This window comes from Cellulomonas cellasea (assembly GCF_030372105.1).
Taxonomy (GTDB): domain Bacteria; phylum Actinomycetota; class Actinomycetes; order Actinomycetales; family Cellulomonadaceae; genus Cellulomonas_A; species Cellulomonas_A cellasea_A.
Window position 1 is genome coordinate 84,669 of the sequence record NZ_JAUDBQ010000012.1, and the last position, 25,488, is coordinate 110,156.

Consider the following 25,488-nt stretch of genomic DNA (forward strand, 5'->3'; position numbering starts at 1 on the left):
GTTCTGCCTCTTCCGCCCCGCGGGACGGCTGAGGTCAGGACTGTGGGCGGATGCGCAGCACCCGCGCGGTCCGTGTGGCGCTGGGCGTCACGTGCAGCACGCCGTCCGCGCGCGACCAGCGCGTGGCCCAGCTGCTGGTGGGGGGGAACAGCGCCTCGACCTGGACGTCCTGGCCCGCGAGGTGCGCAAGCGGGAGGTCGATCTCCCCCGCCTCGTCGCCGCGCGTCCAGACCGTCAGGTACGTGGCGTCCTCGCCGGCCAGGCCGAGGGCCACCTCGGGGGCGTCCCAGGCCGGCAGCCCGAGCGGCCACACGGGCAGCGACCGGGCCAGGTCCTCGCGGATCCCCTGGTGCGTGCGCACGGCCTGCCGCACGGTGGCGAGCTGCTCGGGCGTCATGAGGTCCAGGCGGCCGGAGAGGTAGAGGCGGCCGAGCATGCCGGTGGCGAGCGTGAAGAGGATCTCCTCGTCGCTCATGTCGGGCTGCGGGTAGGCCCAGTTGCCGGCCTGCTCGGGCAGCAGCGACGCGGGGGCTGCGGCGGCGACCGGCGGGTAGAGCAGCAACTCCTGCTGGTCGGAGGTGGACTGCAGGTGCAGCCGGGTGAGCATCGCGTAGTCCATGCGCTGGGCGCCGGACGCGCAGTTCTCGATGACCAGGCCGGGGTGGCGCTCGAGCACGCCCTCGAGCCACGCCAGGTGCGCGCGGTTGTGGGCGAGCAGCCCGGCGCCGAGGCTGGGGGCGTCGAGGTCGGTGCCCGGGCCCGCGGTGATGTTGTAGTCGAGCTTGAAATACCGCACGCCCAGGTCCAGCACCAGCGAGTCGACCACGCGGTCCAGGTGGGCGCGGGCCTCGGGGCTGCGCAGGTCCAGGTGGAAGCGGTCGTGCTCCACGACCCGGTGCCCCTCACGCTGGAGGAACGCCGAGTCGGGCAGCTTCTGGGCCATGGGGCTGCGCACCCCGATGACCTCGGGCTCGAGCCACAGGCCCGGCGCCATGCCCGCCGCGCGGATGTGGTCCAGCACCGCGGCCAGGCCCCCGTCGGGGAACCGCACGGTGGACGGCTCCCACTCGCCGACGCTGTCCCACCAGTCGGTGAGCGAGTCGTCGTACCAGCCGGCGTCGATGCAGAAGTACTCGGCGCCGGCCGCGGCGGCCGCGTCGATCAGCGGCAGCAGCTTGGCGGTGGTCGGGTCGCCCATGAGGGTGTTCATGTAGTCGTTGAAGATGACCGGCAGGCCCTCGGGCTGGGGGCGCTCGGCGCGCAGTGCGCGGCGGTGCCCGGTGAGCGCCTGCAGGGCGCCCTGCCAGCCGTCGCCGACGGCCACCGAGACGGGCACGGTGGTGAACGACTCCCCCGGCGCGATGGGCTGGGTCCAGTGGTGCTCGGTGTCGCAGGGGCCCATGAGCACGAGCGCCAGCTCGCCGTCGCGGCCGCGCAGGCGCTCGCCGAGCTCGGCGTGCCAGGCGCCGTTGTGCTCGACCTGCCAGGCCCATGCGGCGCCGGTGGCGCGGTTCTCCAGCACGCCGGTGGGCATGCGCTCACTCGACGACCAGGTGCTGCGGCTGGTGAGGCCCAGCGCGCCGCGCGCGTCCTGGTTCTGGTGCGAGGGCAGGCCCATCTGGACGAGTCCGCGCTGGCTGCGCACGGGCACCCGCTCCCAGCGGCTCTCGCCCAGCCAGTCGCCGTAGCCGGTGTGCAGGTCGACGTCGTCGATGCTGTCGCCGTCGGCGCTGAAGGCGCCGGTGGCGAGGGAGGTCACCGCGAGCAGCACGAGCGGGTCGGAGCCCTCGTTGACGACCTCGGTCCAGGCCTGGACGGCGGCGGCGCCCTCGGCGGCGCGGAGCGTGGAGCGCACGCGCAGCCCGCTGACCGCGTCGAGCTGCTCGACGACCAGGCTGTGCCAGCCCGCCGACTGCTGCGTCGTGTGGGTGGCGTAGCGCAGGCGATCGCCGATGGCGGAGGCGGTGTGGCGCAGGTTGGCGCGCGCGTGGCCGTGGCCGAGGGCGAAGACCTCCACCAGGGGCTGCGCCGGGACGAGGGTGGGCTCCGCGCTCTGCGAGGGGCCGGCCTGCAGGCTGGCGAGACGCACCGGGGCGTCGTCGTCGGAGACGAGCACAGCGCTGACGGCGCCAGTTCCCCAGTGCAGGATGGTCCGGTTCATCAGGGCCGAGCTCCTCATCGTCGAGCGGTCGCTGCGGTGCGACACGCCCTCATGAAAGCGTTGATCAGAAACGTTGGCAAGCCTGTGCCATCACAGCCTGATAACGCTTTCATGACGATCGACTCTCAGCCCCGCATGGACCTGCGGAAACACGCGGGCGCGCGCAGGCGGAGACTCCACCCGCTCAGGCGCCCAGCATGTGAGACGGGCTAGTCGCGGGCTCCCGCGGGCGGCGCCGCGCTGCCACGCACCAGGAGCTCCGGCACAGCCGTCGAGCGCGCCGTCGACGTGCCGGTCAGCATCAAGTCGGACAGCATCCCGAAGGCCCGTCGGCCCAGGCCCACGAAGTCCTGCGCCACAGTCGTCAACGGAGGCGACCACATCGCCGCGAACGGCTCGTCGTCGAAGCCCACCACGCTCACATCGCCCGGCACCGCGCGCCCCGCGTCCGCGAACGCGCGCATCAGCCCGATCGCGAGCTGGTCGTTGCCCGCGAGCACCGCCGTGACCCCCGGGTCGCGCGCGAGCAGCATCCCCGCCTCATAACCCGACGACGGCTCCCACCCGGCCGCCACGGGCTCCGGCACCGGGGCGCCAGCCGCCTCCAACGCCTCCCGCCAGCCGATCGTGCGGCCGACCTCCGGGCCCGTCGACGGGATCGACACATGGTGGACCGTGCGATGCCCCAGCCCCAGCAAGTAGCGCACCGCGTCGCCGGCCGCCGAGCGGTCGTCCACCTCCGCATGCGGGCGGGCACGCTCCCCCGGCGTCGCCGACGACACCGTCACCACCGGCACCGACGACGGCAGCGCACGCGACGCCGCCAACGCCGCAGAGTCGAACTCCAACACCACGGCGCCCGCCACGGCCTGCCCCAGCACCAGGCTCACCGCCGCGTCGACCACCACCGGGTCATCCGACTCCACCACAGTGATCACCACGAGGTACCCGGCGGCGCGCGCGGCCTCCTCCACCCCCTGCAACGTCGCCGCGTAGCCGTACCGCATCGTGTTGCCCGCGAGCACCGAGATCATCGACTGGCGTCCGCTCACCAACGCCCGGGCCGCCGCGTTCGGGCGGTAGCCGAGCGTCTCGATGGCGGCCATCACCTGCGCGCGCTTCGCGTCCGACACCGGTGTGGAACCCGTCAGCACCCGCGACACCGTCGGCACGGACACCCCCGCCACCCGAGCGACGTCGGCGATCACGGGGGGCTTGCGGCGGGCGGGCACAGTCACACGCGAACCTTAGCGAGGCGCCGCGGCACGGGCTTCGTCTGAGTACGGATCCGGGCGCCGGCGCACGCGACGCCGGCGCCCGGGTCCTCCCGCCTCAGCGTGGCCGCGGGCCTCCCCCCTGACCCGGCGCCGGCCCGTCGGCGCGGCCCTTCGGGAGCACCGTCAGCGCGTCCGAGCCTGTCGACCCGGCCACTGTCGCCGAGCCCAGGTAGGCGGCCGTGACGGTGTGCGAGCCCACTGGGAGGTCGCGTGGCAGGGGCACGATCGCCAGGCCGAGCCAGAGCGGGACCTCGCCGACGAGCCGGTCGCCGATCTGGACCCGCACCCGGCCGGTGGCCTTCGGCGCCGGGCCCCCGCCAGCGGGCCGTGCGGCGCGCACGTGCACGGTCGCCAGTGCCGGTTGGCCGCTGCGCACACGGTCGGGGAGGACGAGCACCGTCGTGGTCGACGCCGCTGGCTGCGGCTCCACCGTGCCGGGCGCGAGCCGGATGAACGTGATCGACTGCGCCGGGAAGTCGTAGGCGAACGCCTGTGAGATCCCCTCGACGGTGCGCGCCACCGGGACCACCCGATCGGGGTCGGCCATGGTGTTGCGGTCGCTGAGCGAGGTCGCCGTCATCTCGGTGACCGTCGCCGTGGAGGCCACGGGCGCCCCGTCGACGCGCACGTCCGAGCGGATCGTCTCGGGCGAGGAGTTCACCACCTTGAGGATCGTGTCCCCGGAGGCCTGGTCGCGGGTGACGACGTGGTGCAGGTCCTCGTCGGTGGTGGTGTCGGTGAACGTGGTGACCAGCGTCCCGTCGAGGTAGGTCCGCACCGTGGTGCCCGCGACCTCGATCTTCACGCGGTACGTGCGACCGGTCTCGATGGTGGTGGTGCTGCCCGCCACCTCGACGGCGGCGCCACCGGTGGCCTGCTGGATCGCCGACCGGGTGTTGTTCCAGCCGCCGAGGTTCCACCAGTAGTAGTGCCCGGAGTCCTGGACGCCGAACATCACCAGGAAGCCCTCGTCCCCGGCGATCTTCCGGGCGTCGAGCTCGAGGGTGTAGTCCGTCCAGGCCGCCGCCGGGCCGGTGCTGCGCGCGTCCTCCACGGCGACGTTCGTCTGCCGGTACTCGCCGTCGGTGACGGCCCAGGTCCCGCCGGTGGGCGTCCACCCGGCCGCGTCTGAGGCGAAGTCCTCGGAGTAGAGGACGTCGCCCGTGGCGGTGTCGGTCACCCGCAGGTTGTCGTAGGCGGCCTGCGTGCGCCACGTCGACAGGCCCACCCCGCCGCTGACCTCTGCCGGGCCGGAGCCGCCCGCGCCGGTGAGGGTGCTGGACAGCACCTGGTCGCCCTGGTTCGTGGCGAACAGCTTCTGCACGTGATAGTTCGCCGAGCCGTACGCCCGGACGTTGTCGAACCAGATCGCGTCGGGCGACCACTGCACGTAGTCCTCGTTGGCGAGCAGCGGCGCGTACGACGCGAGGTCGATGACGTCGGAGTTCCGCTCGATGCCGGTCATGAACGCGGCCTCGGCGAGCGCGTTGCGGAACGTGTTGCCGCGTGAGGCGTACTCGCCGATGAACACCTGCGGCCCGGCGCGGTCGTAGTCGTCGTAGCGGTGGGTGTTGGCGAGGAACCACTCCGGGGAGTTGTAGTAGTGCTCGTCGACCAGGTCGGCGCCTTGGTCGCGGGCGAAGTCCCACAGCTCCTCGAACCAGGCGCCCGCGGAGGTCTGGCCGGAGTTGGAGATGATCTTCAGGTCCGGGTAGGCGGCCTTGAGCGCGTCGGCGAACTGCGGGTAGTAGTCGAGGAACTCGCGTTGCACCTCCTCGTTGCCCAGGCCCAGGTACTCGAGCCCGAACGGCTCGGGGTGGCCCAGCGACGCGCGCACGGCGCCCCATTCGGTGTCCACGCCGCCGTTGGCGAACTCGACGAGGTCGAGCGTGTCGTCGATCCACTCCTGGAGCTGCTCGGGGTCGCTGATGGGCGGCGGCCCCCCGCAGCCGTTGACGCCGACGGACACCACGGGCAGCGGCTCGGCGCCCAGGTCCTCGGCGAGCTGGAAGTACTCGAGGTAGCCGAGCCCGTAGGACTGGTTGTAGCCCCAGAAGTTGTAGTTGGTGGGCCGCTCCTCCACCGGGCCGATGGTCTCCTTCCAGCGGTAGGTGCGGCGGCGGTCGTAGTTCGGCGCCTCGTACGGGTCGAAGGTGCCCACGTTGGTGACGCAGCCGCCGGGGAACCGCACGAACTGCGGACTCATGTCCTCGATGAGCTCGGCGAGGTCTTTGCGCAGGCCGTTCTCCCGGCCGCGGAAGGTGTCGACGGGGAACAGCGACACCATGTCGAGGCGCACCGTCCCCGTGCCGTCCGCGAGCACGGCGAGGCGCCCCGCGTCGGTGGTGGCCGTCGCGGTGATCTCGGCGGTGACCTTCGTCCAGGTGTCGGAGGCGGCGACGACCTGGGCCTCGCCGAGCACCTGGGTCCCGGCCACGTCCTCGATCCGGACGGTCAGCGGCCGGTCGTGGTCGGCGGTGCGCCGCACGAATGCGGAGAACCGGTAGGCCTTGCCCTGCTCGACGTGCACGCCGGAGTTGTATCCCGCGTTGCGGACCCCGACCCCGGCGCCCGCGCCCGTGCCCGGCGCCGTGAGGTCCATCTGCAGGTAGACGCGGTTGTCCTCGTTGAGCCGCTCGGCGTCGTCGACTGTGCGCACCGTCCCGGCGGCGCCGCCCCGCTGCACCGTCTGCCAGGAGGTCAGCGGTGTGTACGAGGCGTTGTCGGCGGTGGAGTACTCGAAGGACCGGTTCTGCACCAGCTCGGCGTACAGGCCGCCGTCGGCCGCCCGGTTGATGTCCTCGTAGAAGACCCCGTACAGGTCGTCGCTCATGTCGAGCGTGGGCCCGGTCGCGTCCACGGCGAGGCCGGCCCGCTCGGCGCGGATCGCCTCGAACGTGAGCTTCACGGCCTGGTCGCGGCCGCCGACGACGAGCACGCCGTCCGGCCCGACGCCCACGTAGGCGGGCTCGGGCCCGACGACCTCGAGGACGAGGCGCCCACCTCCGGCGTCCAAGAAGCGCAGATCGGCGGGTGTCGCGCCCGCCGCGCCCAGCACCAGCGCGCCGTCGGCCACCACCACCGGCCGCGGCGCGCCCGCGCCGCCCGACGCCCCATCCGAGGCGGCGAGCCGCACCACGCCGTCGGCGGCCGTCCCGGTCACCGTCAGCCCCGTCACCGTCGTCCCGCGGCTCGCCGCGAGGGCCAGCCCGTGCCCGCCGGCGACCACGAGGTTCCGCAGGTCACCGGGCCCCCGCAGCGTGATCTCGCCAGCCGGGACCACCGGCTCCCCCTCCGGCGCCACCAGTGCGAACCAGTCGAAGACCGCCTGGTGCCGGGTGCCGTCCTGCGCGGCCAGCGCGTACAGGCCGATCTGCGCCACCGGGAACGATGCCTCCACGGTGGCGGCCGTCGCCCAGGCGCCGTCGGCCCAGTAGCTCGTGGTGATCGTGTCGCCGACGCGCTCGAGCCGCAGGATCTCCGAGGTGGAGCCCGGTCGCGCGGTGAATGACGACGAGTACACGGCCGCCGTCTCGAAGCCGTTCTCGACCACCACCGGCCCGCCCGCGGCGAAGCCCACGTGGGACAGCCCGGCCCGCACGTAGTTGTCCTGGTCCTGCCAGGCGATCAGCCCGGCGCCTTGGAAGTCCTTCACCACCGGGGCCGTGACCTGCGTGATCGCGGTGAAGTCACCCGCCGGGACGTCCACGAGCACGATGTTGCGGGCCGTGTTGGTGGTCTGCCAGGTGTCCCCGGTCAGCGAGTTGAGGGTGAGCGCGCCGGGGTTCGAGGTGAGCGACAGCGCGTCGGGCTCCTCGTCGTGCACGGACCAGTCGGTCCCGAGCGTGGTCGCGGAGAAGTCGTCCACCCAGGCGCCGGCGGGTATGACGCCGCTGGGCGGGGCCTCGGCGGCGCGCATGGCTCCGGGCTGCTGGCCCTGGGCGCGTGCGCCACCGCCGGCAGCCGCGGCGTCGAGGCCGAGTGTGAGGGCGAGGACGGTGGCCGCTGTGGCGGCCGTGAGGGTGAACGCCGATCGGGACAACGCTGTCCGGACCGGACGGGAGTCGGTTCTTGGCATGATCATCGTGCTCCAACCACTCGGCGAGGGTGTTCCTGGAGCCCAGAGATGGGCCGGTGCGGGAGGTCCTCCTTCCGTCGGCGGCTACATCGATGGAGAGCCCGCGCGGGGGAGGTCGCACTCCCCCGCGCGGGTGTCCGCGCTAGGTGCGGCGACGGATGATCAGGAGCCGCTGGAGGACCACGAAGACCAGCAGCAGCGCGCCGATCACGATCTTGGTCCACCACGAGCTGAGGGTGCCCTCGAAGCTGATGATGGTCTGGATGGTGCCGAGCACCAGCACGCCCAGCAGCGAGCCGATGACGAACCCCGAGCCGCCGGTGAGCAGCGTCCCGCCGATCACCACCGCCGAGATCGCGTCCAGCTCGACTCCCACCCCGGTGAGGGCGTAGCCGGACAGCGAGTACATCGCGAAGATCAGCCCGCCGATGGCCGAGCAGACCCCGCTGACCACGTACACCAGCACCTGGGTGCGGGCCACGGGCAGCCCCATGAGCTCGGCGGAGCCCTGGTTCCCACCGATGGCGTACACCGTGCGGCCGAACCGGGTGGAGTGGAGCACCCACGCCGCGATGGCCACGATCACCAGCGCCACGATGACGCTCGGGGAGATGAACGCGTACAGCGTGCGCCCGTCGAACGCCGTCCCGGTGGGCCATAGCCGGATGCGGCTCTGCGACAGGGACACGAAGAACGGGTCCGTGATGGACAGCGAGTTCGGGCTCACCACGAAGCACAGCCCGCGGGCCAGGAACATGGCGGCCAGCGTCGCGATGAACGGCTGCACCTCGAAGACCCGGATGAACAGCCCCACGCCGACCCCGAACACGCAGCCCAGCAGCAGCACCGCCGCGATCACCGGCCCTGGCGCCCACCCGGCGATGAGCAGCCGCGCGGTGACCATCGTGGACAGGGCCATCACCGCGCCCATGGACAGGTCGATGCCCCCGGTGAGGATCACGAACGTCATGCCCACCGCGAGCACGATGAGGAACGCGTTGTCGATGAACAGGTTGAGGATCGTCTGGCTGTCGAGGAACCCGGTGTACCGGGTCGAGCCGATGACGAAGACCAGCACCAGCGTGACCAGCGTCGCGAGCACCGACCCGTAGCGGGCCAGCGGAGACGTCCCACGGGTGCGCGACGTGCGGGTCTGGGAGCCCGTCCGCACCTCCGTCGCGGCCATCAGGCCACCACCTCGACGGCCTCGCCGTGCTCCTGGGCGACGGCTCTGCGCCGGGCCCGGAACTTGCGTTGCACCACAGGCGACTGCAGCAGGCAGACCAAGATCACCACGATGGCCTTGAACACCAGGTTGACCTCCGGGGCGATGCCGAGCGAGATCACCGTGATGCGCAGCGTCTCGATGATGAACGCCCCGATCAGGGTGCCGGTGAGCGAGAACTTGCCGCCCATGAGCGAGGTCCCGCCGATGACCACGGCGAGGATCGCGTCGAGCTCGATCCACAGGCCGTTGTTGTTCGCGTCGGCGGCTGTCACGTTCGAGCTGATAAGGATCCCGGCGATGGCGGCGCACAGGGCGCTGAAGACGTAGACCGTCCAGATGATGCTGCGGGCGCGCACCCCGGCGAGGCGGCTGGCCTCGGGGTTGATGCCCACCGACTCGACCAGCGTGCCGAGCGCCGTGCGCCGCGTCAGCAGCGCCGTGGCCGCCAGCACCACCCCGGCGATGATCGCCGAGACCGGCAGCGTCAGCAGGTAGCCGGCCCCGATCGACTTGTACAGCGGGCTGTTCACCGTGGTGATCTGCCCGCCGGTGACGAGCATCGCGATGCCGCGCCCCGCGGTCATGAGGATCAGCGTGGCGATGATCGGCTGGATGCCCACCACCGACACCAGGAACCCGTTCCACGCCCCGAGCACCAGGCACACGAGCACCGCCGTGCCGATGGCGATCAGCACTGTCGACGCCGCGCCCGGGGTGGGCGACGCGGCGATCTGCGTGCACGCCACGGCGCCCGCGATGGCGACCAGCGCCCCCACGGACAGGTCGATGCCGCGCGTCGCGATCACCAGCGTCATGCCGATGGCCACCAGCAGGATCGGCGAGGTGTTGCGCAGGATGTCGATGAGCGACCCGTACAGGTGCCCGTCCTGCATGCGGACGCCCAGGAAGCCGGGCCGCGCCACCACGTTCACCGCGAGCAGCGCCACCAGGGCCACTAGCGGCCAGAACACGTTCGACCGGATGAGGCTGCGCATCACTCCTGCCCTCCGCTCGCGATGAGCTCGAGGACGTCACGCGCTGTGACGTCCGGGCCGTTGGCGATCTCGGCGACTTTGCGGCGGTCGCGCAGCACCGCGATGCGGTGGCTGAGCCGCAGCACCTCGTCGAGCTCGGCGGAGATGAACACCACCGACATGCCCTGTGTCGCGAGGTCGTGCACGAGCTTCTGGATCTCGGCCTTCGCGCCCACGTCGATGCCGCGGGTCGGCTCGTCGAGGATCAGCAGCCGGGGGGCGGTAGCGAGCCACCGGGCCAGCAGCACCTTCTGTTGGTTCCCGCCGGAGAGGTTCCGCACCAGGGCCTCGGGGTTGGCGGGCCGGATGCCGAGCGCCTCGATGTAGTGCGCTGTCAGCTCGTCCTGGGTGCGCTGCGGCACCCGGCGGGCCCAGCCGCGCGCGGCCTGCAGCCCGAGCACGATGTTCTCCCGCACTGTGAGGTCCTCCACGAGCCCCTCGGCCTTGCGGTTCTCGGAGGAGAACGCGATGCGCTCGGCGATGGCCGCGCGGGGGTTGCGCAGCCGCGCGGGCGCCCCGTCGACCTCCAACGTGCCGGTGTCGGCGTGGTCCGCGCCGTACAGCAAGCGCGCCATCTCGCTGCGGCCCGATCCCAGCAGGCCCGCGAGCCCCACCACCTCGCCGGGGTACACGTCCAGGTCGAAGGCCTCGATGGACCCGCGCCGGCCCAGCCCGATGGCCCGCAGGAACGGGGTGGGGGCGGTGTCCGCGCCGACTGGCGCCGCGGACTCGTCACGGGCCTCGGTGTCCTGCGCGATGTCCTCGAGCACCGCGAGCTCGCGGCCGATCATCATCGAGACCAGCTCGATCCGCGTCAGGTCGCCGGTGCGCCGCTCCCCCACCCGGGCGCCGTTGCGCAGCACGGTGATCCGGTCGGCGATCTCGTCGACCTGCTCGAGGAAGTGGGTCACGAACAGGATCGCGACCCCGTCGTCGCGCAGGCCGCGCATGACGCGGAACAGCTCGGCGACCTCGTCGGCGTCCAGGCTCGATGTGGGCTCGTCGAGGATCAGCACCCGGGCGTCCACCTGCATGGCGCGGGCGATGGCCACGAGCTGCTGCACCGCGATCGAGTGGGCCGACAGCGGGGACGCGGGGTCGATGTCCACGTTCAGGCGGCCCAGCACCTCGGCGGCCTGGCGGCGCATGCCGCGCCAGTCGATGCCGCCGGCCCGGCGCGGCTCCCGGCCCAGCATGATGTTCTCCGCCACGGTCAGGTTGGGGCAGAGGTTCACCTCTTGGTAGACGGTGCTGATGCCCAGGTCCTGCGCCTGTGCGGGCCCGTGGATGGCGACGGGCTGCCCGCCGACGCGGATCTCGCCCGCGTCGGGTGGCCGCACCCCGGTGAGCGCGCGGATCAGCGTGGACTTCCCCGCGCCGTTCTCGCCGAGCAGCGCGTGCACCTCGCCCGCGTAGAGGGCCAGGTCCACGTCGTGCAGCGCCCGGACGCCGGGGAACTCCACCCCGATGCCCGTCATCTGCACCACCGCCTCGGGTGGTCGCTCGGGGAGCCCGGCTCCGGGCGGGGTGGCGGGGTCGGCGGGCTCGGCGTGGTCGGCCTGGTCCATGGCGCGGGTGCCTTCCGGTGGCGCGGGTCGGGGTGCGCGTCCGCGGGCCGGGACAGGACCCGTGCGGGATCGGCCGGAGGGGATCCGGTCGGGCCCGCACGGGTCCTCCCATCCCAGGCGCCTGTGGCGCGCGGGACAGCGGTCAGTACTGCCGCGTGGGCAGGGCCTCGATGGCCTGCTCCTGCGTGAACGTGGTCTCCTCGGTGACGATGCGCGGCTCGACCTCCTCGCCGGCGAGCACCTGCTGGGTGATCTCCATGAGCTGCGGGCCGAGCAGCGGCGAGCACTCGACGATGAAGTTGATCTTCCCGTCGGCGAGCGCCTGCATCCCGTCCTTCACGGCGTCGACCGTGACGATCTTGATGTCCTGTCCGGGCACCTTGCCGGCTGCCTCGATCGCCTCGATGGCGCCCAGCCCCATGTCGTCGTTGTGCGCGTAGACCAGGTCGATGTCGGGGTGCTGCTGCAGGAACGCCTCCATGACCTTCTTGCCGCCGTCACGGGTGAAGTCGCCGGTCTGCGAGGCGATGACGGTGAAGTTCGGCGAGCCGGAGAGGACTTCCTCGAACCCCTCCTTGCGGTCGATCGCGGGGGCGGAGCCGGTGGTGCCCTGCAACTCCACGATGTTGGTGGGCGCCGTGCCGAACTCCTCGACGACCCAGTCGCCGGCCTTCTTGCCCTCCTCGACGAAGTCGGAGCCGAGGAATGTCACGTACAGCGACGTGTCCTCGGAGTCGACGGCGCGGTCGGTGAGGATCACCGGGATGCCGGCGTCCTGGGCCTCTTTGAGCACCGTGTCCCAGCCGGTCTCCACCACGGGCGAGAAGGCGATCACGTCGACCTTCTGCTGGATGTAGGAGCGGATGGCCTTGATCTGGTTCTCCTGCTTCTGCTGCGCGTCGGAGAACTTCAGCTCGATGCCGGCCTCCTCGGCGGCGTCCTGGATGGACTTCGTGTTGGCGGTGCGCCACCCGCTCTCGGCGCCGACCTGCGCGAAGCCCATCACGATCTGCTCGTCGCCCCCGCCGCCATCCGCGGTCGATCCGGAGCCGGAGTCCGAGTCGTTGGCGCAGGCCGTGAGCCCGAGGGCCAGGACTGCTGCGGCGCCTGCCGCCAGGGCGCGCCGCCCGTGCTTGCTGACCATGCTTCTCCTCCTTGAGTCGCACCGGTGCGGGTCCCCTTCGACCCAGGACTCGATGTTAACGCTCACATCAGACAAGTGGGGCAATCAGGAGATTACGGATCGATAACGGGCGCCGCTCACAGCCGCATTCGAGCGCGACCCACCCGACCGACGCAGCCGCCCGGGCGCACAACAGGACAGGGCGCCGATGACGGCGCCCTGTCCTGTGTCCCTACCTGTCAGTCAGCTCATCGACTGGCGCCCACCGGCTCTCCCTCGACGGGAGCCGCCTTCGGCGTCTTCGCCTTCACCGAGCGGTCAGCCGGGGCTGTGGACGCCCGGCGCTTGTTGTAGACGTCGAACGCCACGGCGAGCAGCAGCACCAAGCCCTTGACCATCTGCTGGATGGACTGGTCCACCCCCAGCAGCTGCATGCCGTTGCTCATCACGGCCATGACCAGGCCACCGACCATCGCGCCCATCACGGTGCCCACGCCGCCGGTGACGGCCGCGCCGCCGATGAAGCCGGCCGCGATCGCGTCGAGCTCGAACATGTTGCCCGCCGCGGGCTGCGCGCCGTTGGACCGCGAGGAGTAGACGACGCCGGCCACCGAGGCCAGGAAGCCCATGTTGACGAAGATCCAGAAGTTGACGCGCTTGACCTTCACACCGGAGAGCTGCGCGGCGTTCAGGTTCCCGCCGATCGCGTACACGTGCCGGCCGAAGACCGTGCGCGTGGTGACGACCGTGTAGATCATGATGAGCGCGCCGAGGATGACCAGCACGATCGGCAGGCCACGGCTGCGGGAGAGCTGGAAGGCGAACGCCATCACGAGCGCCCCGATGAGCACCAGGCGCAGCACGAACAGCGGCATGCTCTCCACGGCCTGCTGGTAGGCGATGCGGCCCCGGCGCGAGCGGTAGGCGCTGAACGCGTAGCCGCCGACGCCGATCGCGGCGACGACCAGCGTGAACACGTCGAACCCTTGGCCGCCCAGGAACCCGTTGAGGAACCCGCCGGCGATGACCTTGTACTGGTCCGGGAACGGCGACAGCGAGATGTTGTCGAGCACCTGCAGCGTCATGCCGCGGAACAGGAGCATGCCGGCCAGCGTGACGATGAACGCCGGGATGCCCACGTAGGCGACCCAGAAGCCCTGCCACGCCCCGACCGCCAGGCCCACGGCCAGCGCCGCGAGCACGCCCACCCACCACGGCTGCCCGCCGCGGATGACCAGCACCGCGGACACGGCCCCCGTCAGCGCCACCACCGAGCCCACCGACAGGTCGATGTGGCCGCCGATGATGACGATGACCATGCCGATCGCCAGGATCAGGATGTAGGAGTACTGCAGGACGATGTTCGTCAGGTTGCCCGGGTTCAGGAGCACGCCGTCGGTGAGGATCGCGAACAGGCCCACAATGGCCGCGAACGCGATGAAGATGCCGGACTGCCGCAGGTTCCTGGTGAACATCTGCTGCAGGGATGCCAAAGCGTTCATCGGACCTGCTCCCTTTCCTTGGTCATAAGCTCCATGAGGCTCTCTTGGGTGGCCTCGGCGCTGGGCAGCACACCGGTGATGCGCCCGGCGGAGAGCGTGTAGATGCGGTCGCAGATGCCGAGCAGCTCGGGCAGCTCGGAGGAGATGACGATGACCGCCTTCCCCTCGTCCGCGAGGCGGTTGATGATCGTGTAGATCTCGTACTTCGCGCCGACGTCGATGCCGCGCGTGGGCTCGTCGAGGATCAGCACGTCAGGGTCGGTGTGGATCCACTTGCTGAGGACGACCTTCTGCTGGTTGCCGCCGGACAGCTTGCCCGCGAGGGCCATGACCGTGGGCGCCTTGATGTTCATCTCGCGCCGGTAGTCCTCGGCGACCTTGACCTCTTCGTTGCCGTTGACCCAGCCGCCCTGGGACAGCTTGTCCAGGCTCGCGGCGGACACATTCCGGCGGATGTCCTCGATGAGGTTGAGGCCGTACTTCTTGCGGTCCTCTGTGGCGTACGCGATGCCGTGCCCGATGGCCTCGCTGACCGTGCGGGTGCGGATCTCCTTGCCGCGCAGGAAGACCTTCCCGCTGATGTCGCGGCCGTAGCTGCGCCCGAACAGGCTCATCGCCAGCTCGGTGCGCCCGGCGCCCATCAGGCCCGCGATGCCGACGATCTCGCCGGCGCGCACGTTCAGGCTGGCGCCGTCCACCACGACGCGGCCCGGCTGGGTCGGGTGGTGCACGGTCCAGTCCTCGACACGCAGCACCTCGTCGCCCACGTTCGAGACGTGGTCGGGGTAGCGCTGGTCGAGCTCACGGCCGACCATCCCCTTGATGATGCGCTCCTGCGTGACGTCGCCGCCGCGCATGTCCAGGGTCTCGATGGTGCGCCCATCGCGGATGATCGTGGTCGAATCCGCGATGGACGCGATCTCCCCGAGCTTGTGGGAGATCATGATCGAGGTGATGCCCTGCTCCTTGAGCTGGCGCAGCAGGCCGAGCAGGTGCTCGGAGTCGGAGTCGTTGAGCGCGGCGGTCGGCTCGTCCAGGATCAGCAGCTTGACGCGCTTGGACAGCGCCTTGGCGATCTCGACGAGCTGCTGCTTGCCCACGCCGAGCTGGCCGACGGGCGTCACGGGGAGCTCGTCGAGGCCCACGCGCGCGAGCAGCTCGGCCGCGTCGGCATTGGCCTTGTTCCAGTCGATGAGGCCGCGTGCCGAGCGCTCGTTGCCGAGGAAGATGTTCTCGGCGACGGAGAGGAAGGGGACCAGGGCGAGCTCCTGGTGGATGATGACGATCCCCTTGTCCTCGGAGTCGTTGATCGAGCCGAACTCGACCTTCTCCCCGTCGAACACGATGTCGCCGTCGTAGGTGCCCGCGGGGTAGACCCCGGACAGCACCTTCATCAGAGTGGACTTGCCGGCCCCGTTCTCGCCGCAGATGGCGTGGATCTCGCCGCGCTCGACGTTCAGGGTGACGTCCTGCAGGGCTTTGACCCCGGGGAACGTCTTGGTGATGGAGTGCATCTCAAGAATGTGGTCGCTCATGCGGCCTCGACCGTCCTAGCTCGTGCGGAGTGGGGACCTCGCGGGCGGGCCGGGAGCACGGTGTTCCGTGCCCCCGACCCGCCTGCGGGACGCGCCTGCCTGGTGTCAGGCCTGGCCGCTGGCGACCTGGGCGTCGGTCCAGTAGCCCGAGTCCACGAGGAGCGACTTGATGTTGCCGGCGTAGACGATGTCCGACTCGAGGAGGTAGGACGGGACGATCTTCACCTTGTTGTCGTACGTCTCGGTGTCGTTCGCCTCGGGCTCCTCGCCCTTGAGGTAGGACTGAGCCGCCGTGACCGCCTGGTCGGCGAGCTTGCGGGTGTCCTTGAAGATCGTCGAGAACTGCACGCCGTCGTTGATGAGCTTGATCGAGGCGATCTCCGCGTCCTGGCCGGTCACGATCGGCAGGCCGGCGTCCTGGCCCGGGCCGTAGCCCGCGTTCTGGAGCGCCGTGATGATGCCGCGCGAGATGCCGTCGTACGGGGACAGCACGCCGTCGAGCTTGCTGCCGTCCGAGTAGGTGGACGTGAGCAGGTCCTCCATGCGCTTCTGCGCGGTCTCCTGGAGCCAGCGCAGCGTGGCGGCCTTCTCGATGTCCGTCTGGCCGGACTTCACGACGATCTTGCCGTCGTCCATGAAGGGCTTCAGCGTGTCGATGGCGCCCTTCCAGAAGAAGTGGGCGTTGTTGTCGTCCAGCGAGCCGGCGAAGAGCTCGACGTTGAACGGGCCGGACTCGGCGCCCGCCGCCTTGCCGTCCTCGGCGAGCAGGCCGAGGCCCACGAGCAGCGACGTGGCCTGCTGCACGCCCACGTTGTAGTTGTCGAACGTGACGTAGAAGTCGACGTTCTCCGTGCCGTTGATGAGGCGGTCATACGCGATGACCGGGATCCCCTTCTCGGCGGCGGCGTCGAGCTGGTTGGCCAGCGCGGTGCCGTCGATCGACGCGACGATGAGCAGGTCGACGCCCTTGGTGATCATCTGGTCGATCTGCTGCTGCTGCGTGGGGATGTCGTCGTTCCCGAACTGCAGGTTGACCTCGTAGCCGGCGGCCTTGAGGCCATCCTCCACGGCCTTGCCGTCGGCGATCCAGCGCTCCGACGTCTGGGTCGGCATCGCGACGCCGACGGTCTTCGTGCCGCCGTCGGCTGCGGGGGCGCCGCTCGACTCGCCGCTGCCGCCACCGGCGCCGTCGCCGGCACATGCGGCGAGGGAGAGCGCGAGGGCCGCGCCCAGCGCCACGATCTTGAGGCTCTTCATGTCCGTCTCCTCCTTGAGAGGTGCTGCTGATCGAGCTGGTCAGGGACCGACCGCCCCGGGATGCCCGGGGTGGCGACCGGCTGTTCTGTGTGCGCGGAGGGTGGGCGTCATCGCGCCGGACGAGGCTGGGCTGCGATGCCTGGCCATCCGGCTCGGTCGTGGACCGATGAGTTCGACTCTTCTTCGAGCACGTCGTCAGACTCCCGTTCTTGAGTTCACTTCGTCAAGCCAACAACCGGCTTTCCAGGTTGCAGATGCGTAACAACGGGAGACATGGGACGACTATGCCGTCAAGAGGCGAAGAATTCACCCTCTCAGGGGGATGACAAACGCCCCGACCTCCACGAGGGAGGCCGGGGCGTCAGGCTTTATTCACTTGTCGAACGATCAGCGCCGTTCGTCACTCCATGTCAGATACCTTGCGCGAGGCGGTAGTACGCCGCGTTCCAGCGGATGGCGTCCTTGAACCCGCGCCGCGTCGTGTCCTTGTCGATCACCAGCAGCTCGGTGCGGGCGATCTCCGCGAAGTCCTCCCACACCTCCAGGCCCACAGCCGTCGTGAGCACCGTGTGATGCGCCGCGCCAGCAGTCAGCCAGGCCTCCGCCGACGTCGCGAAGTCAGGCTCCGGCACCCACACCGCACGCGCCACCGGCAGGTTCGGCAGCTCCTCGTCGGGCTCCACGACATCGACCACATTGGCCGTGAGGCGGAAGCGGTCGCGCATGTCGGACAGCGCCACGACGACGCCCTTGCCCGGGTCGGTGTCGAAGACCAGGCGGACCGGGTCCTCCTTGCCGCCGATGCCCAGCGGGTGGATCTCCAGCCTCGGCTTGGACGTGGTCAGCGTCGGGCAGATCTCCAGCATGTGCGCGCCGAGGATCTTCTCCGCGCCGGGCACCATGTTGTAGGTGTAGTCCTCCATGAGCGACGCGCCGCCGGGCAGCCCCTCGCCCATGACCTTCGCGGCCCGCACCAGCAGCGCCGTCTTCCAGTCGCCCTCGGCGCCGAAGCCGTAGCCCTGCGCCATCAGCCGCTGCACGGCCAGGCCCGGCAGCTGGCGAAGCGCGCCCAAGTCCTCGAAGTTGGTCGTGAACGCCGTGGCGCCCAGCTCGCCCAAGAACGCCAGCAGCGCGAGCTCCTGACGGGCGCCGTAGCGCAGCGACTCATGCCGCTCACCGCCCTTGCGCAGCTCGGGGACGACGTCGTACAGCTCCTCGTACTCCGCCACGAGCGCGTCGACATCCGCGTCGGCGACAGCCTCGACGGCCTCCACCAGCTCGTTGACGGCCCACGTGTTCACCGAGACGCCGAACCGCAGCTCGGCCTCGGTCTTGTCGCCCTCGGTCACCGCGACGTTGCGCATGTTGTCGCCGAACCGCGCCAGGCGGGTGTCGTGCATCGTGGCCCAGCCCGCGGCAGCCCGCACCCACGTGCCGATCGACTGCGCGACCACCGGGTTCGAGTGGTGCCCCACCACCGTCTTGCGGGCCACGCCCAGGCGCGACTGGATGTACCCGAACTCACGGTCGCCGTGCGCCGCCTGGTTGAGGTTCATGAAGTCCATGTCGATGCTGTCCCACGGCAGCTCGACGTTGGCCTGCGTGTGCAGGTGCAGCAGCGGGGTGCGCAGCGCGTCCAGGCCCGCGATCCACATCTTCGCCGGGGAGAACGTGTGCATCCACGCGATGACGCCGATGACCTTGTCGTCGGAGTTCGCGTCGAGCGCCGCGCGGCGGATCGACGCCGAGTCCTTGAGCACGGGCTTCCACACGATGTTCACCGGCACGTCCGATGACGCGTCCAGCGCGCGGGCGATCTCCTGCGACTGCTCGGCGACCTGGCGGAGGGTCTCCTCGCCGTACAGGTCCTGGCTGCCGGTGAGGAACCAGACCTCGCGGTCTGCGTACGGCTTGCTCATGCGGATGCTCCTGGTCTCGTGGTGCGGGGTCCAGCTAGGTGGTGCTGGGGCGCCCGGCCAAGCCGGGCGCCCCGTGCGGGCTCAGCGCCCGTAGACGTTCTGGTACCTGTCGTACAGCGAGTCGATGTGCTCCTGGGCGATGGGCAGCGGCTCGCCGAGCTGGCGCGAGATGTGCACCGTGCGGGCCACCTCCTCGACCATGACAGCCGCCTTGACCGCCGCCTTGGCGTCCTTGCCGATGGTGAACGGCCCGTGGTTGCGCATCAGCACGGCCGGGCTGCGGGAGCCCTGGAGCGTCTCGACGATGCCCTGGCCGATCGAGTCGTCGCCGATCAGCGCGAACGGGCCGATGGGGATGTCCCCGCCGAACTCGTCGGCCATCATCGTCAGCACGCACGGCACCGGCTCGGCGCGCGCGGCCCACGCCGTGGCGTAGGTCGAGTGCGTGTGCACGACACCGCCCACCTCGGGCATGTGCCGGTACACGTAGGCGTGCGCCGCGGTGTCCGACGACGGCGAGCGGTCCCCGTCCACCAGGTTCCCGTCGAGGTCGCACACGACCATCGACTCCGGCGTCAGCTCGTCATACGTCACGCCCGAGGGCTTGATGACGAACAGGTCGGCGCCGGCCACCCGCTGGGAGACGTTGCCCGCGGTCCACACCACCAGGCCCCAGCGGGGCAGCTCGGCGTGCAGCGCCGAGACGACCTCGCGGACCCGCGCGACCTCGGCCTGCACCTCGGCGGAGAACTCCGTCAGCCCGCTCACGCGTCAGCCCCCAGACGGTCGGCGCGCGCCTCGCGGCGGATGCCCTTGAGCCGGTGCATGACCTCGTTGGCGCCACGGCCGAAGTAGTCGTGCAGCAGCGTGTACTCGGCGAACAGCGCGTCGTAGCGCTGCGCGTTCTCCTCGATCGGCGTGTAGGCCGCGACGGTGCGCTTGCCCATCGACTTGGCGGCGGTGCGCACATCCGGGTAGGCGCCGGCGGCGACGGCCGCGTGGATCGCGGAGCCGAGCGCGGGGCCCTGGTCGGAGGCGATGGTGCTGAGCGGCAGGCGCGTCACGTCGGCGTAGATCTGCATGAGCAGCGCGTTCTTCAGCAGGCCGCCCGCCACGACCAACTCGGTGACCGGGACGCCGGAGGAGTTGAACGCCTCGACGATGGTGCGGGTGCCGAAGGCCGTGGCCTCGAGCAGCGCGCGATAGGTGTCCTCGGGCTTGGTGGCGAGGGTCTGCCCGACGACGACGCCGGACAGCTCGTGGTCCACCAGCACCGAGCGGTTGCCCGAGTGCCAGTCGAGGGCCACCAGGCCGTGCTCGCCGATCTGCTGCTCGGCGGCGAGCTCGGTGAGGTACTGGTGCACGGACAGCCCGCGCTCGGCGGCGGCCGAGACGTAGGCCGGCGGCACGCCGTTGTCGACGAACCAGCCGAAGATGTCGCCGACGCCGCTCTGGCCGGCCTCGTAGCCCCACAGCCCGTCGACGATGCCGCCGTCCACGGCGCCGCACATCCCGGGGACCTCGTGCAGCTCGTCGCCGTTCATCACGTGGCACGTCGAGGTGCCCATGATCGCGACCATCTGGCCGGGCTCGACGGCGTTCGCGGCCGGGGCCGTGACGTGCGCGTCCACGTTGCCGACGGCGACGGCGATGCCCTCGGGCAGGCCGGTCCAGGCGGCGGCCTCGGCGGTGAGCCGCCCGGCCTCGGCGCCGAGCTGGCCGATCTCGTGCTCGAGCTTCTCGGAGACGAAGCCGGTGAACTCGGGGTTCAGCGCGGCGAGGAAGTCAGTGCTCGGGTACTCGCCGTCCTGGTAGATGCCCTTGTAGCCGGCGGTGCAGGCGTTGCGCACGTAACGGCCGCCGAGCTGCCAGACGATCCAGTCCGCCGCCTCGACCCAGTGCTCCATCGCGTCGTAGACCTCGCGGTCCTCCTCGAGGAGCTGCAGGCCCTTGGCGAACTCCCACTCGGAGGAGATGAGGCCGCCGTAGCGGTTGATCCAGGCCTCGCCGCGCTCGTGGGCGAGGGCGTTGATGCGGTCGGCGTGGGACTGCGCGGCGTGGTGCTTCCACAGCTTGACGTAGGCGTGCGGCCGGTCGGCGAAGGCCGGGAGCTCGCACAGCGGGGTGCCGTCGGCGGTGGTGGGGACCATCGTGCAGGCGGTGAAGTCGGTGCCGATGCCGATCACGTCGTTGACGTCGATGCCGTGCTCGGCCTGCGCGGCGGCGATGGCCGCGGGGACAGCCGTCTTGAGCACGTCCACGTAGTCGGCCGGGACCTGCAGGGCCCACTCGGGCGCGAGCGCCACGGGGGTTCCGGCTGCGGCGGCGGGGCCGGCCGTCAGCTCCTGGTCCATGACCGCGTGGGGGTAGGCGTGCACTCCTGAGCCGAGCTCGGCGCCGTCGTGCACGCGCACGACCACCGCGCGGCCCGAGAGAGTTCCGTAATCCACGCCCACCACGAGGGCTCGCTGCGGGTCCACCGTCATGTTGCTGTCCTTACCGTCGGGCTTCGGCGCCTCGCCCGGGGGACCGGTCTTCCACGTGGAAAGCCGCTGGCGTCCGCCGGGCATCGTGGCCACCAGCGGACGCCGGCGGCCGAGGCTATGTTAACGCTAACATCCGGGTGGTCGTCAAGGGACCGCAGGTCAGCCAGGGCCGGCGCCGGACGTGTCGGGCAGCCACGAGCTGGCCCGCACCACCAACTGCGCCGGCAGCGTGTGCCGCGTCACCGAGCGGCCCTCGAGCGCCGCCGTCAGCGCCTCGATGGTGAGCCGGCCCAACGCCGCGAAGTCCTGCCGCACAGTGGTCAGCGGCGGCACGAAGAACCCCGAGCCCGTCACGTCGTCGAAGCCCACCACCGCCACATCCTGAGGCAGCCGCAGACCGCCCTCCCAGAAGGCCCGCAACAGGCCCAGCGCGAGCTGGTCATTCGCCGCGAACACCGCCGACGGGGCGCCCTCGCGCACCATCGCCCGGCCCACCGCGTAGCCGCGCTCAGCCGTCCAGTCCGCCTCGATCGGATCCGGCGCCGCCACCCCGGCCGCCGCGCACTCCGCACGCCAGCCCGCCAACCGGTCCTGCGCGTCGAACCAGTCCTGCGGGCCCGCCACATGCGCCACATCCCCGCGCCCCACCGCCAGCAGATGCCGCGTGGCCTGACGCGCCCCATCCACCTGGTCCACCGAGACCGTGTGCAGGCGCACCGCCTCCGGCTGGTCCCCCGAGCTGATCATCACCACGGGCACCGGCGCGTCGAACTCCTGCACCGCCTGCATCACCTCGACCTGCGGGGCGATGATGACGATGCCCTCCACCCCCTGGCCCATGAAGTGCTCCAAGGCGCTGTGCATCGTCGCCGCGTCGAACCCGCTGATCGTCGCCACGCTGACGAAGTAGCCCGCGTCGCGCGCCGCCTCCTCCAACCCCACCAGCGTGCTCGTCGGCCCGTACAGCAACGAGCCCGTCGTCACCACGCCGATCGTGCCCGAGCGGCGCGTCACCAACGCCCGCGCGGCGCTGTTGCGGCGGTACCCCAGCTCGCTGATCGCCGCCAAGACCCGCTCGCGGGTCTCCGGGCGCACGCTCGGGTGGTCGTTGAGCACCCGCGACACGGTCTGGTGCGAGACGCCGGCGACCTCCGCGACGTCGCTCATCGCCGGAGGGCGGCGGCGCGCGGCGGAGTGCCCGGCGGACGACGTGCTTCCCGACGACGCTGGGGGCAGGCGATCCGGTGCCATCAGGCGACTAGCCCGCGTACTCGGCGCCGAGCTCGCGCGAGCGGTCCCGCGCGGCCTCGGCGGCGGCCACCACAGCGGCCCGCACCCCATGCGCGTCCAGCTCGCGCACTGCCGCGACAGTCGTCCCGCCCGGGGACGAGACCCGCTCCCGCAGGATGGCCGGGTGCTCGCCGCCCTGCTGCGCGAGGGTCGCGGCGCCCTGCACGGTGCCCACCGCGAGCGTCGTCGCGAGGTCCCGCGACAAGCCGAGCAGCACGCCCGCCTCGGCCATCGCGTCGATCAGGTAGAACGCGTACGCCGGCCCCGAGCCGGAGATCGCGGTGACGGCGTCGAGGTCCTTCTCGGGCGCCTCGACCACGAGGCCCGTGGCGGACAGGATCCGCCGCACCAGGGCCAGGTCGTCCGCGCCGGCATGCGTGCCCGCGGAGATCGCGCTGACGCCGCGGCCCACGACGGCCGGGGTGTTCGGCATGACCCGCACCACGGCGGTGCCCTCGGGCAGCCGCTGCTCGTAGAAGCTGATCGGCAGGCCCGCGGCGATCGTCACCACGAGCGTGCCGGGGCGCAGCACCGGCGCCACCTCGTCGAGCACGTCGCCGACCACATTCGGCTTGACCGCCACGACCAGCACGTCAGCGCCGCGCGCGACCTTCGCGTTCGAGTCGCACGACCGCACGCCGTGCCGCTCGGACAGCTCGTTGGCCCGCAGCGCCGAGCGCTCGGTCACATCGACGTCCTCGGGCGCCCACCCGGCCTGGAGCAGCGCCGAGACGATCGTCTCGCCCATCACCCCGCCGCCGAGCACCGCCACCTGCGGACGCTGCGCGCCCGTCGTCCCGTCCGACATCGTCAGCCTCTCCGTGCCCACCGCGTGCCCGCCGGCTGGCGCCACCCGACGAGCGTAGCCATGCGCGCGTCGTCACCCGCGCAGGGCGCACGCCGCGTGGCCGCTACGGGGTCCGGCGGCGCAACGTCGTCGCGCCCACCACGACCGCCGCCACAATGAAGCCCGCGATCACCAGCACATCGCCGCGCACATCGGCGAACCCCTCCCCCGCGGCCAACCGCTGCAACGCGTCCACGCCGTAGGTCAACGGCAGCACCCGGGAGATCGCCTCCAGCACCGCGGGCATCTGGTCCCGTGGCATGAACAGGCCACAGGTGATGAGTTGCGGGAAGACGAAGAGCGGCATGAGCTGCACGGCCTGGAACTCGGTGCGGGCCAACGCGGACGCGGCCAACCCCAACGTGGCGCCGAGCACCGCGTCCAGCACCGCCACCAGCATCACCACCCACAGCGGCCCGGCGATGTCCATGCCCAGCAGCCCGACGGCGACCCCGGTGAGCACCAGGCCCTGCACCACGGCCAGCAGGCCGAAGCCGAGCGCGTACCCGCCGATCACGTCGCCACGCCCGATCGGCGAGGCCATCAACCGTTCCAGGGTCCCCGAGGTCCGCTCGCGCAGCGTCGCGACGCTCGTGACCAGGAACATCACGATCAACGGGAACAAGCCCAGCAACAGGGGGCCGAACTGGTCGAGCACATCGGAGCCCTCGAACATCCACGCGACCAGCCACAGCAGCAGGCACGGCAGCGCGATCACCAGGGCGAGCGTGCGCCGATCGCCGCGCACCTGCTCGAGCACCCGGCGCGCGGTCGCGAAGGTCAGCGCCGCGCTCATCGTGCGCCTCCCCGGCCCGCCGCGGGCTCGTCCTCGACCAGCGCCAAGAAGGCCGCATCCGCGTCGCTCGTGCCGGTGCGCGCCAGCAGGCCCGGCAGCGTGTCGTCGGCGATCACCCGGCCGTCCCGGAGCAGCAGCAGCCGGTCGCACCGCGTGGCCTCGTCCATCACATGGCTCGACACCAGCAGCGTCGTGCCCCGCTCGCGCAACCGCCCGAACAAGTCCCACAGGTCCCGCCGCAGCACCGGGTCCAGCCCGACGGTGGGCTCGTCCAGCACCAACAACTCGGGGGTGCCGAGCAACGCCGCCGCGAGGGACACCCGCGAGCGCTGCCCTCCGGAGAGCGTGTCGACCCGGCGGTCGGCGCAATCGACCAGGTCCACCTCGGCCAGCACCCTGCTCACGTCGCTGGCCGGGGCGCCCACCACGGCGCCGAGGTACCGCAGGTTCCGCACCACTGTCAGGTCGCCGTACACGCTGGGCGCCTGCGTGACGTAGCCGAGGCGACGGCGCAGGTCAGCGCTGCCCGCCGGGCGCCCCAGCACCTCGATCGAGCCCGATGTGATCATCTGCACCCCGACGACGGCGCGCAGCAGCGTCGACTTGCCGCTGCCGCTGGGGCCGAGCACCCCGACGAGCGCGCCAGTGGGCACCGTCAGGCTCACGCCGTCGAGGGCCAACGTCCCCCGACGCCCGCCGCGGACCACCCGCAGGTCGGTCGCCCGCACTGCTGGCCCGGATGCGGTGAGCCCTGGCCCGCCGCGCTGACCCGTCTCCGCCATACGACGAACACTGGCCGCGCGGCGGGCGTCGTGCAAGGGACCTGCGACTACGTGCTCGTGGCGTCGGTCGAGCCGTCCGTCGAGCCGCCGGTCGAGCCGTCGTCGTCCTGGCTCTGGCCGCCGCGCTGCTGGCCTGGGGCCTGGCGCTGCTCGCTGTCGCCGCCCCCGGGCCCGCCCCACCGGTCCGGTGCGGAACCGCCGCCGAGCATCTGCTGGCCGCTCATGCCGGACTCGCCGCGCGGGCCGTCGCCCGGCGCCGTCACGTGGCCGACGAGCACGCCGCCGAAGAACAGCGCCAGCGCGCCCAGCGCGCCGCCGCCGGCGATGAGGATGCGGCGGGTCCGGCTGGGGCCGGCCGGCTCCGGAGTCGGAGCCGCTGTCTGCGGGCTCTGCGAGCTCTGCGCGGACTGCGGGGTCTGCGCGGTCTGCGGGGTCTGCGAGGTCAGAGGCGTCTGCGGGGTCTCCGGCGTGGAGGACGCCGGCGGGATCCCCGGGTTCGGGGTGTTCTCCATGGTGCTTCCTCTCAGGGGGACGTGCGACGACTCATCAAGGGACGCGGCCAAGCCCCGAGCGGCCAAGGGCGACCACCCGTCTGGCCTGGTCCG

At 71.4% G+C, this 25,488-nt stretch carries 18 protein-coding genes; all 18 read right to left on the reverse strand.

From position 1 onward, the window contains the following. Positions 1–34: 34 nt before the first annotated feature. On the reverse strand, positions 35–2,161 hold the full coding sequence (locus QUV83_RS12405) for a glycoside hydrolase family 36 protein (RefSeq protein ID WP_289564860.1): 2,127 nt from the start codon (positions 2,159–2,161) through the stop codon (positions 35–37). Between the two features lie 209 nt (positions 2,162–2,370). Continuing rightward, the gene (locus QUV83_RS12410; RefSeq protein ID WP_289564861.1) at positions 2,371–3,399 is read right to left on the reverse strand and encodes a LacI family DNA-binding transcriptional regulator; all 1,029 of its coding nucleotides are present in this window, start codon (positions 3,397–3,399) and stop codon (positions 2,371–2,373) included. A gap of 94 nt (positions 3,400–3,493) precedes the next feature. Beyond that, a complete protein-coding gene (locus QUV83_RS12415; protein ID WP_289564863.1) occupies positions 3,494–7,516 on the reverse strand; it encodes an alpha-L-arabinofuranosidase C-terminal domain-containing protein in 4,023 nt (1,340 codons plus the stop codon). Positions 7,517–7,658: 142 nt separating this feature from the next. After that, a complete protein-coding gene (gene yjfF / locus QUV83_RS12420; RefSeq protein WP_289564865.1) occupies positions 7,659–8,702 on the reverse strand; it encodes a galactofuranose ABC transporter, permease protein YjfF in 1,044 nt (347 codons plus the stop codon). Then, positions 8,702–9,739: an ABC transporter permease gene (locus tag QUV83_RS12425; RefSeq protein ID WP_289564867.1), complete on the reverse strand. Its 1,038-nt coding sequence runs from the start codon at positions 9,737–9,739 to the stop codon at positions 8,702–8,704. The genes yjfF and QUV83_RS12425 overlap by 1 nt, the downstream gene beginning before the upstream one ends. Continuing rightward, positions 9,739–11,346: a sugar ABC transporter ATP-binding protein gene (locus QUV83_RS12430; protein ID WP_436231915.1), complete on the reverse strand. Its 1,608-nt coding sequence runs from the start codon at positions 11,344–11,346 to the stop codon at positions 9,739–9,741. Before QUV83_RS12430 ends, QUV83_RS12425 begins: the two co-directional genes overlap by 1 nt. Before the next feature lie 142 nt (positions 11,347–11,488). Further along, a complete protein-coding gene (locus tag QUV83_RS12435) occupies positions 11,489–12,490 on the reverse strand; it encodes an ABC transporter substrate-binding protein (protein WP_289564868.1) in 1,002 nt (333 codons plus the stop codon). A gap of 227 nt (positions 12,491–12,717) precedes the next feature. Continuing rightward, on the reverse strand, positions 12,718–13,971 hold the full coding sequence (mmsB, locus tag QUV83_RS12440) for a multiple monosaccharide ABC transporter permease (RefSeq protein WP_289564869.1): 1,254 nt from the start codon (positions 13,969–13,971) through the stop codon (positions 12,718–12,720). Beyond that, a complete protein-coding gene (gene mmsA / locus QUV83_RS12445; protein ID WP_289564871.1) occupies positions 13,968–15,506 on the reverse strand; it encodes a multiple monosaccharide ABC transporter ATP-binding protein in 1,539 nt (512 codons plus the stop codon). The genes mmsB and mmsA overlap by 4 nt, the downstream gene beginning before the upstream one ends. A gap of 105 nt (positions 15,507–15,611) precedes the next feature. Then, the gene (gene chvE, locus QUV83_RS12450) at positions 15,612–16,763 is read right to left on the reverse strand and encodes a multiple monosaccharide ABC transporter substrate-binding protein (protein WP_289564873.1); all 1,152 of its coding nucleotides are present in this window, start codon (positions 16,761–16,763) and stop codon (positions 15,612–15,614) included. A 410-nt stretch (positions 16,764–17,173) separates the two neighbouring features. Further along, a complete protein-coding gene (gene araA / locus QUV83_RS12455; RefSeq protein WP_289564874.1) occupies positions 17,174–18,682 on the reverse strand; it encodes an L-arabinose isomerase in 1,509 nt (502 codons plus the stop codon). A gap of 81 nt (positions 18,683–18,763) precedes the next feature. Further along, positions 18,764–19,450, reverse strand: a complete 687-nt coding sequence (locus QUV83_RS12460) for an L-ribulose-5-phosphate 4-epimerase (RefSeq protein ID WP_289564876.1) — start codon at positions 19,448–19,450, stop codon at positions 18,764–18,766. Then, positions 19,447–21,168 (reverse strand): ribulokinase, encoded by a 1,722-nt coding sequence (gene araB / locus QUV83_RS12465; protein WP_289564879.1) that lies wholly within the window; start codon positions 21,166–21,168, stop codon positions 19,447–19,449. Before araB ends, QUV83_RS12460 begins: the two co-directional genes overlap by 4 nt. A 159-nt stretch (positions 21,169–21,327) precedes the next feature. Beyond that, a complete protein-coding gene (locus QUV83_RS12470) occupies positions 21,328–22,335 on the reverse strand; it encodes a LacI family DNA-binding transcriptional regulator (protein ID WP_289564880.1) in 1,008 nt (335 codons plus the stop codon). Between the two features lie 91 nt (positions 22,336–22,426). Next, on the reverse strand, positions 22,427–23,311 hold the full coding sequence (gene proC / locus QUV83_RS12475) for a pyrroline-5-carboxylate reductase (RefSeq protein WP_436231916.1): 885 nt from the start codon (positions 23,309–23,311) through the stop codon (positions 22,427–22,429). 58 nt (positions 23,312–23,369) lie between these two features. Next, on the reverse strand, positions 23,370–24,101 hold the full coding sequence (locus QUV83_RS12480; protein WP_289564881.1) for an ABC transporter permease: 732 nt from the start codon (positions 24,099–24,101) through the stop codon (positions 23,370–23,372). After that, entirely contained in the window at positions 24,098–24,883 is a 786-nt protein-coding gene (locus QUV83_RS12485; protein ID WP_289564883.1) for an ABC transporter ATP-binding protein, read from the reverse strand. Before QUV83_RS12485 ends, QUV83_RS12480 begins: the two co-directional genes overlap by 4 nt. Positions 24,884–24,930: 47 nt before the next feature. Next, on the reverse strand, positions 24,931–25,395 hold the full coding sequence (locus QUV83_RS12490; RefSeq protein WP_289564885.1) for a hypothetical protein: 465 nt from the start codon (positions 25,393–25,395) through the stop codon (positions 24,931–24,933). Between the last annotated feature and the right edge of the window lie 93 nt (positions 25,396–25,488).

Bases quoted from the DNA above. Each gene is read 5' to 3' on its own strand.
- QUV83_RS12405 (WP_289564860.1), bottom strand. From the start codon at position 2,161: ATGAACCGGACCATCCTGCACTGGGGAACTGGCGCCGTCAGCGCTGTG.
- QUV83_RS12415 (WP_289564863.1), bottom strand. From the start codon at position 7,516: ATGCCAAGAACCGACTCCCGTCCGGTCCGGACAGCGTTGTCCCGATCG.
- yjfF (WP_289564865.1), bottom strand. From the start codon at position 8,702: ATGGCCGCGACGGAGGTGCGGACGGGCTCCCAGACCCGCACGTCGCGC.
- QUV83_RS12425 (WP_289564867.1), bottom strand. From the start codon at position 9,739: ATGCGCAGCCTCATCCGGTCGAACGTGTTCTGGCCGCTAGTGGCCCTG.
- QUV83_RS12430 (WP_436231915.1), bottom strand. From the start codon at position 11,346: ATGGACCAGGCCGACCACGCCGAGCCCGCCGACCCCGCCACCCCGCCC.
- QUV83_RS12435 (WP_289564868.1), bottom strand. From the start codon at position 12,490: ATGGTCAGCAAGCACGGGCGGCGCGCCCTGGCGGCAGGCGCCGCAGCA.
- mmsB (WP_289564869.1), bottom strand. From the start codon at position 13,971: ATGAACGCTTTGGCATCCCTGCAGCAGATGTTCACCAGGAACCTGCGG.
- mmsA (WP_289564871.1), bottom strand. From the start codon at position 15,506: ATGAGCGACCACATTCTTGAGATGCACTCCATCACCAAGACGTTCCCC.
- chvE (WP_289564873.1), bottom strand. From the start codon at position 16,763: ATGAAGAGCCTCAAGATCGTGGCGCTGGGCGCGGCCCTCGCGCTCTCC.
- araA (WP_289564874.1), bottom strand. From the start codon at position 18,682: ATGAGCAAGCCGTACGCAGACCGCGAGGTCTGGTTCCTCACCGGCAGC.
- araB (WP_289564879.1), bottom strand. From the start codon at position 21,168: ATGACGGTGGACCCGCAGCGAGCCCTCGTGGTGGGCGTGGATTACGGA.
- QUV83_RS12470 (WP_289564880.1), bottom strand. From the start codon at position 22,335: ATGAGCGACGTCGCGGAGGTCGCCGGCGTCTCGCACCAGACCGTGTCG.
- QUV83_RS12480 (WP_289564881.1), bottom strand. From the start codon at position 24,101: ATGAGCGCGGCGCTGACCTTCGCGACCGCGCGCCGGGTGCTCGAGCAG.
- QUV83_RS12485 (WP_289564883.1), bottom strand. From the start codon at position 24,883: ATGGCGGAGACGGGTCAGCGCGGCGGGCCAGGGCTCACCGCATCCGGG.
- QUV83_RS12490 (WP_289564885.1), bottom strand. From the start codon at position 25,395: ATGGAGAACACCCCGAACCCGGGGATCCCGCCGGCGTCCTCCACGCCG.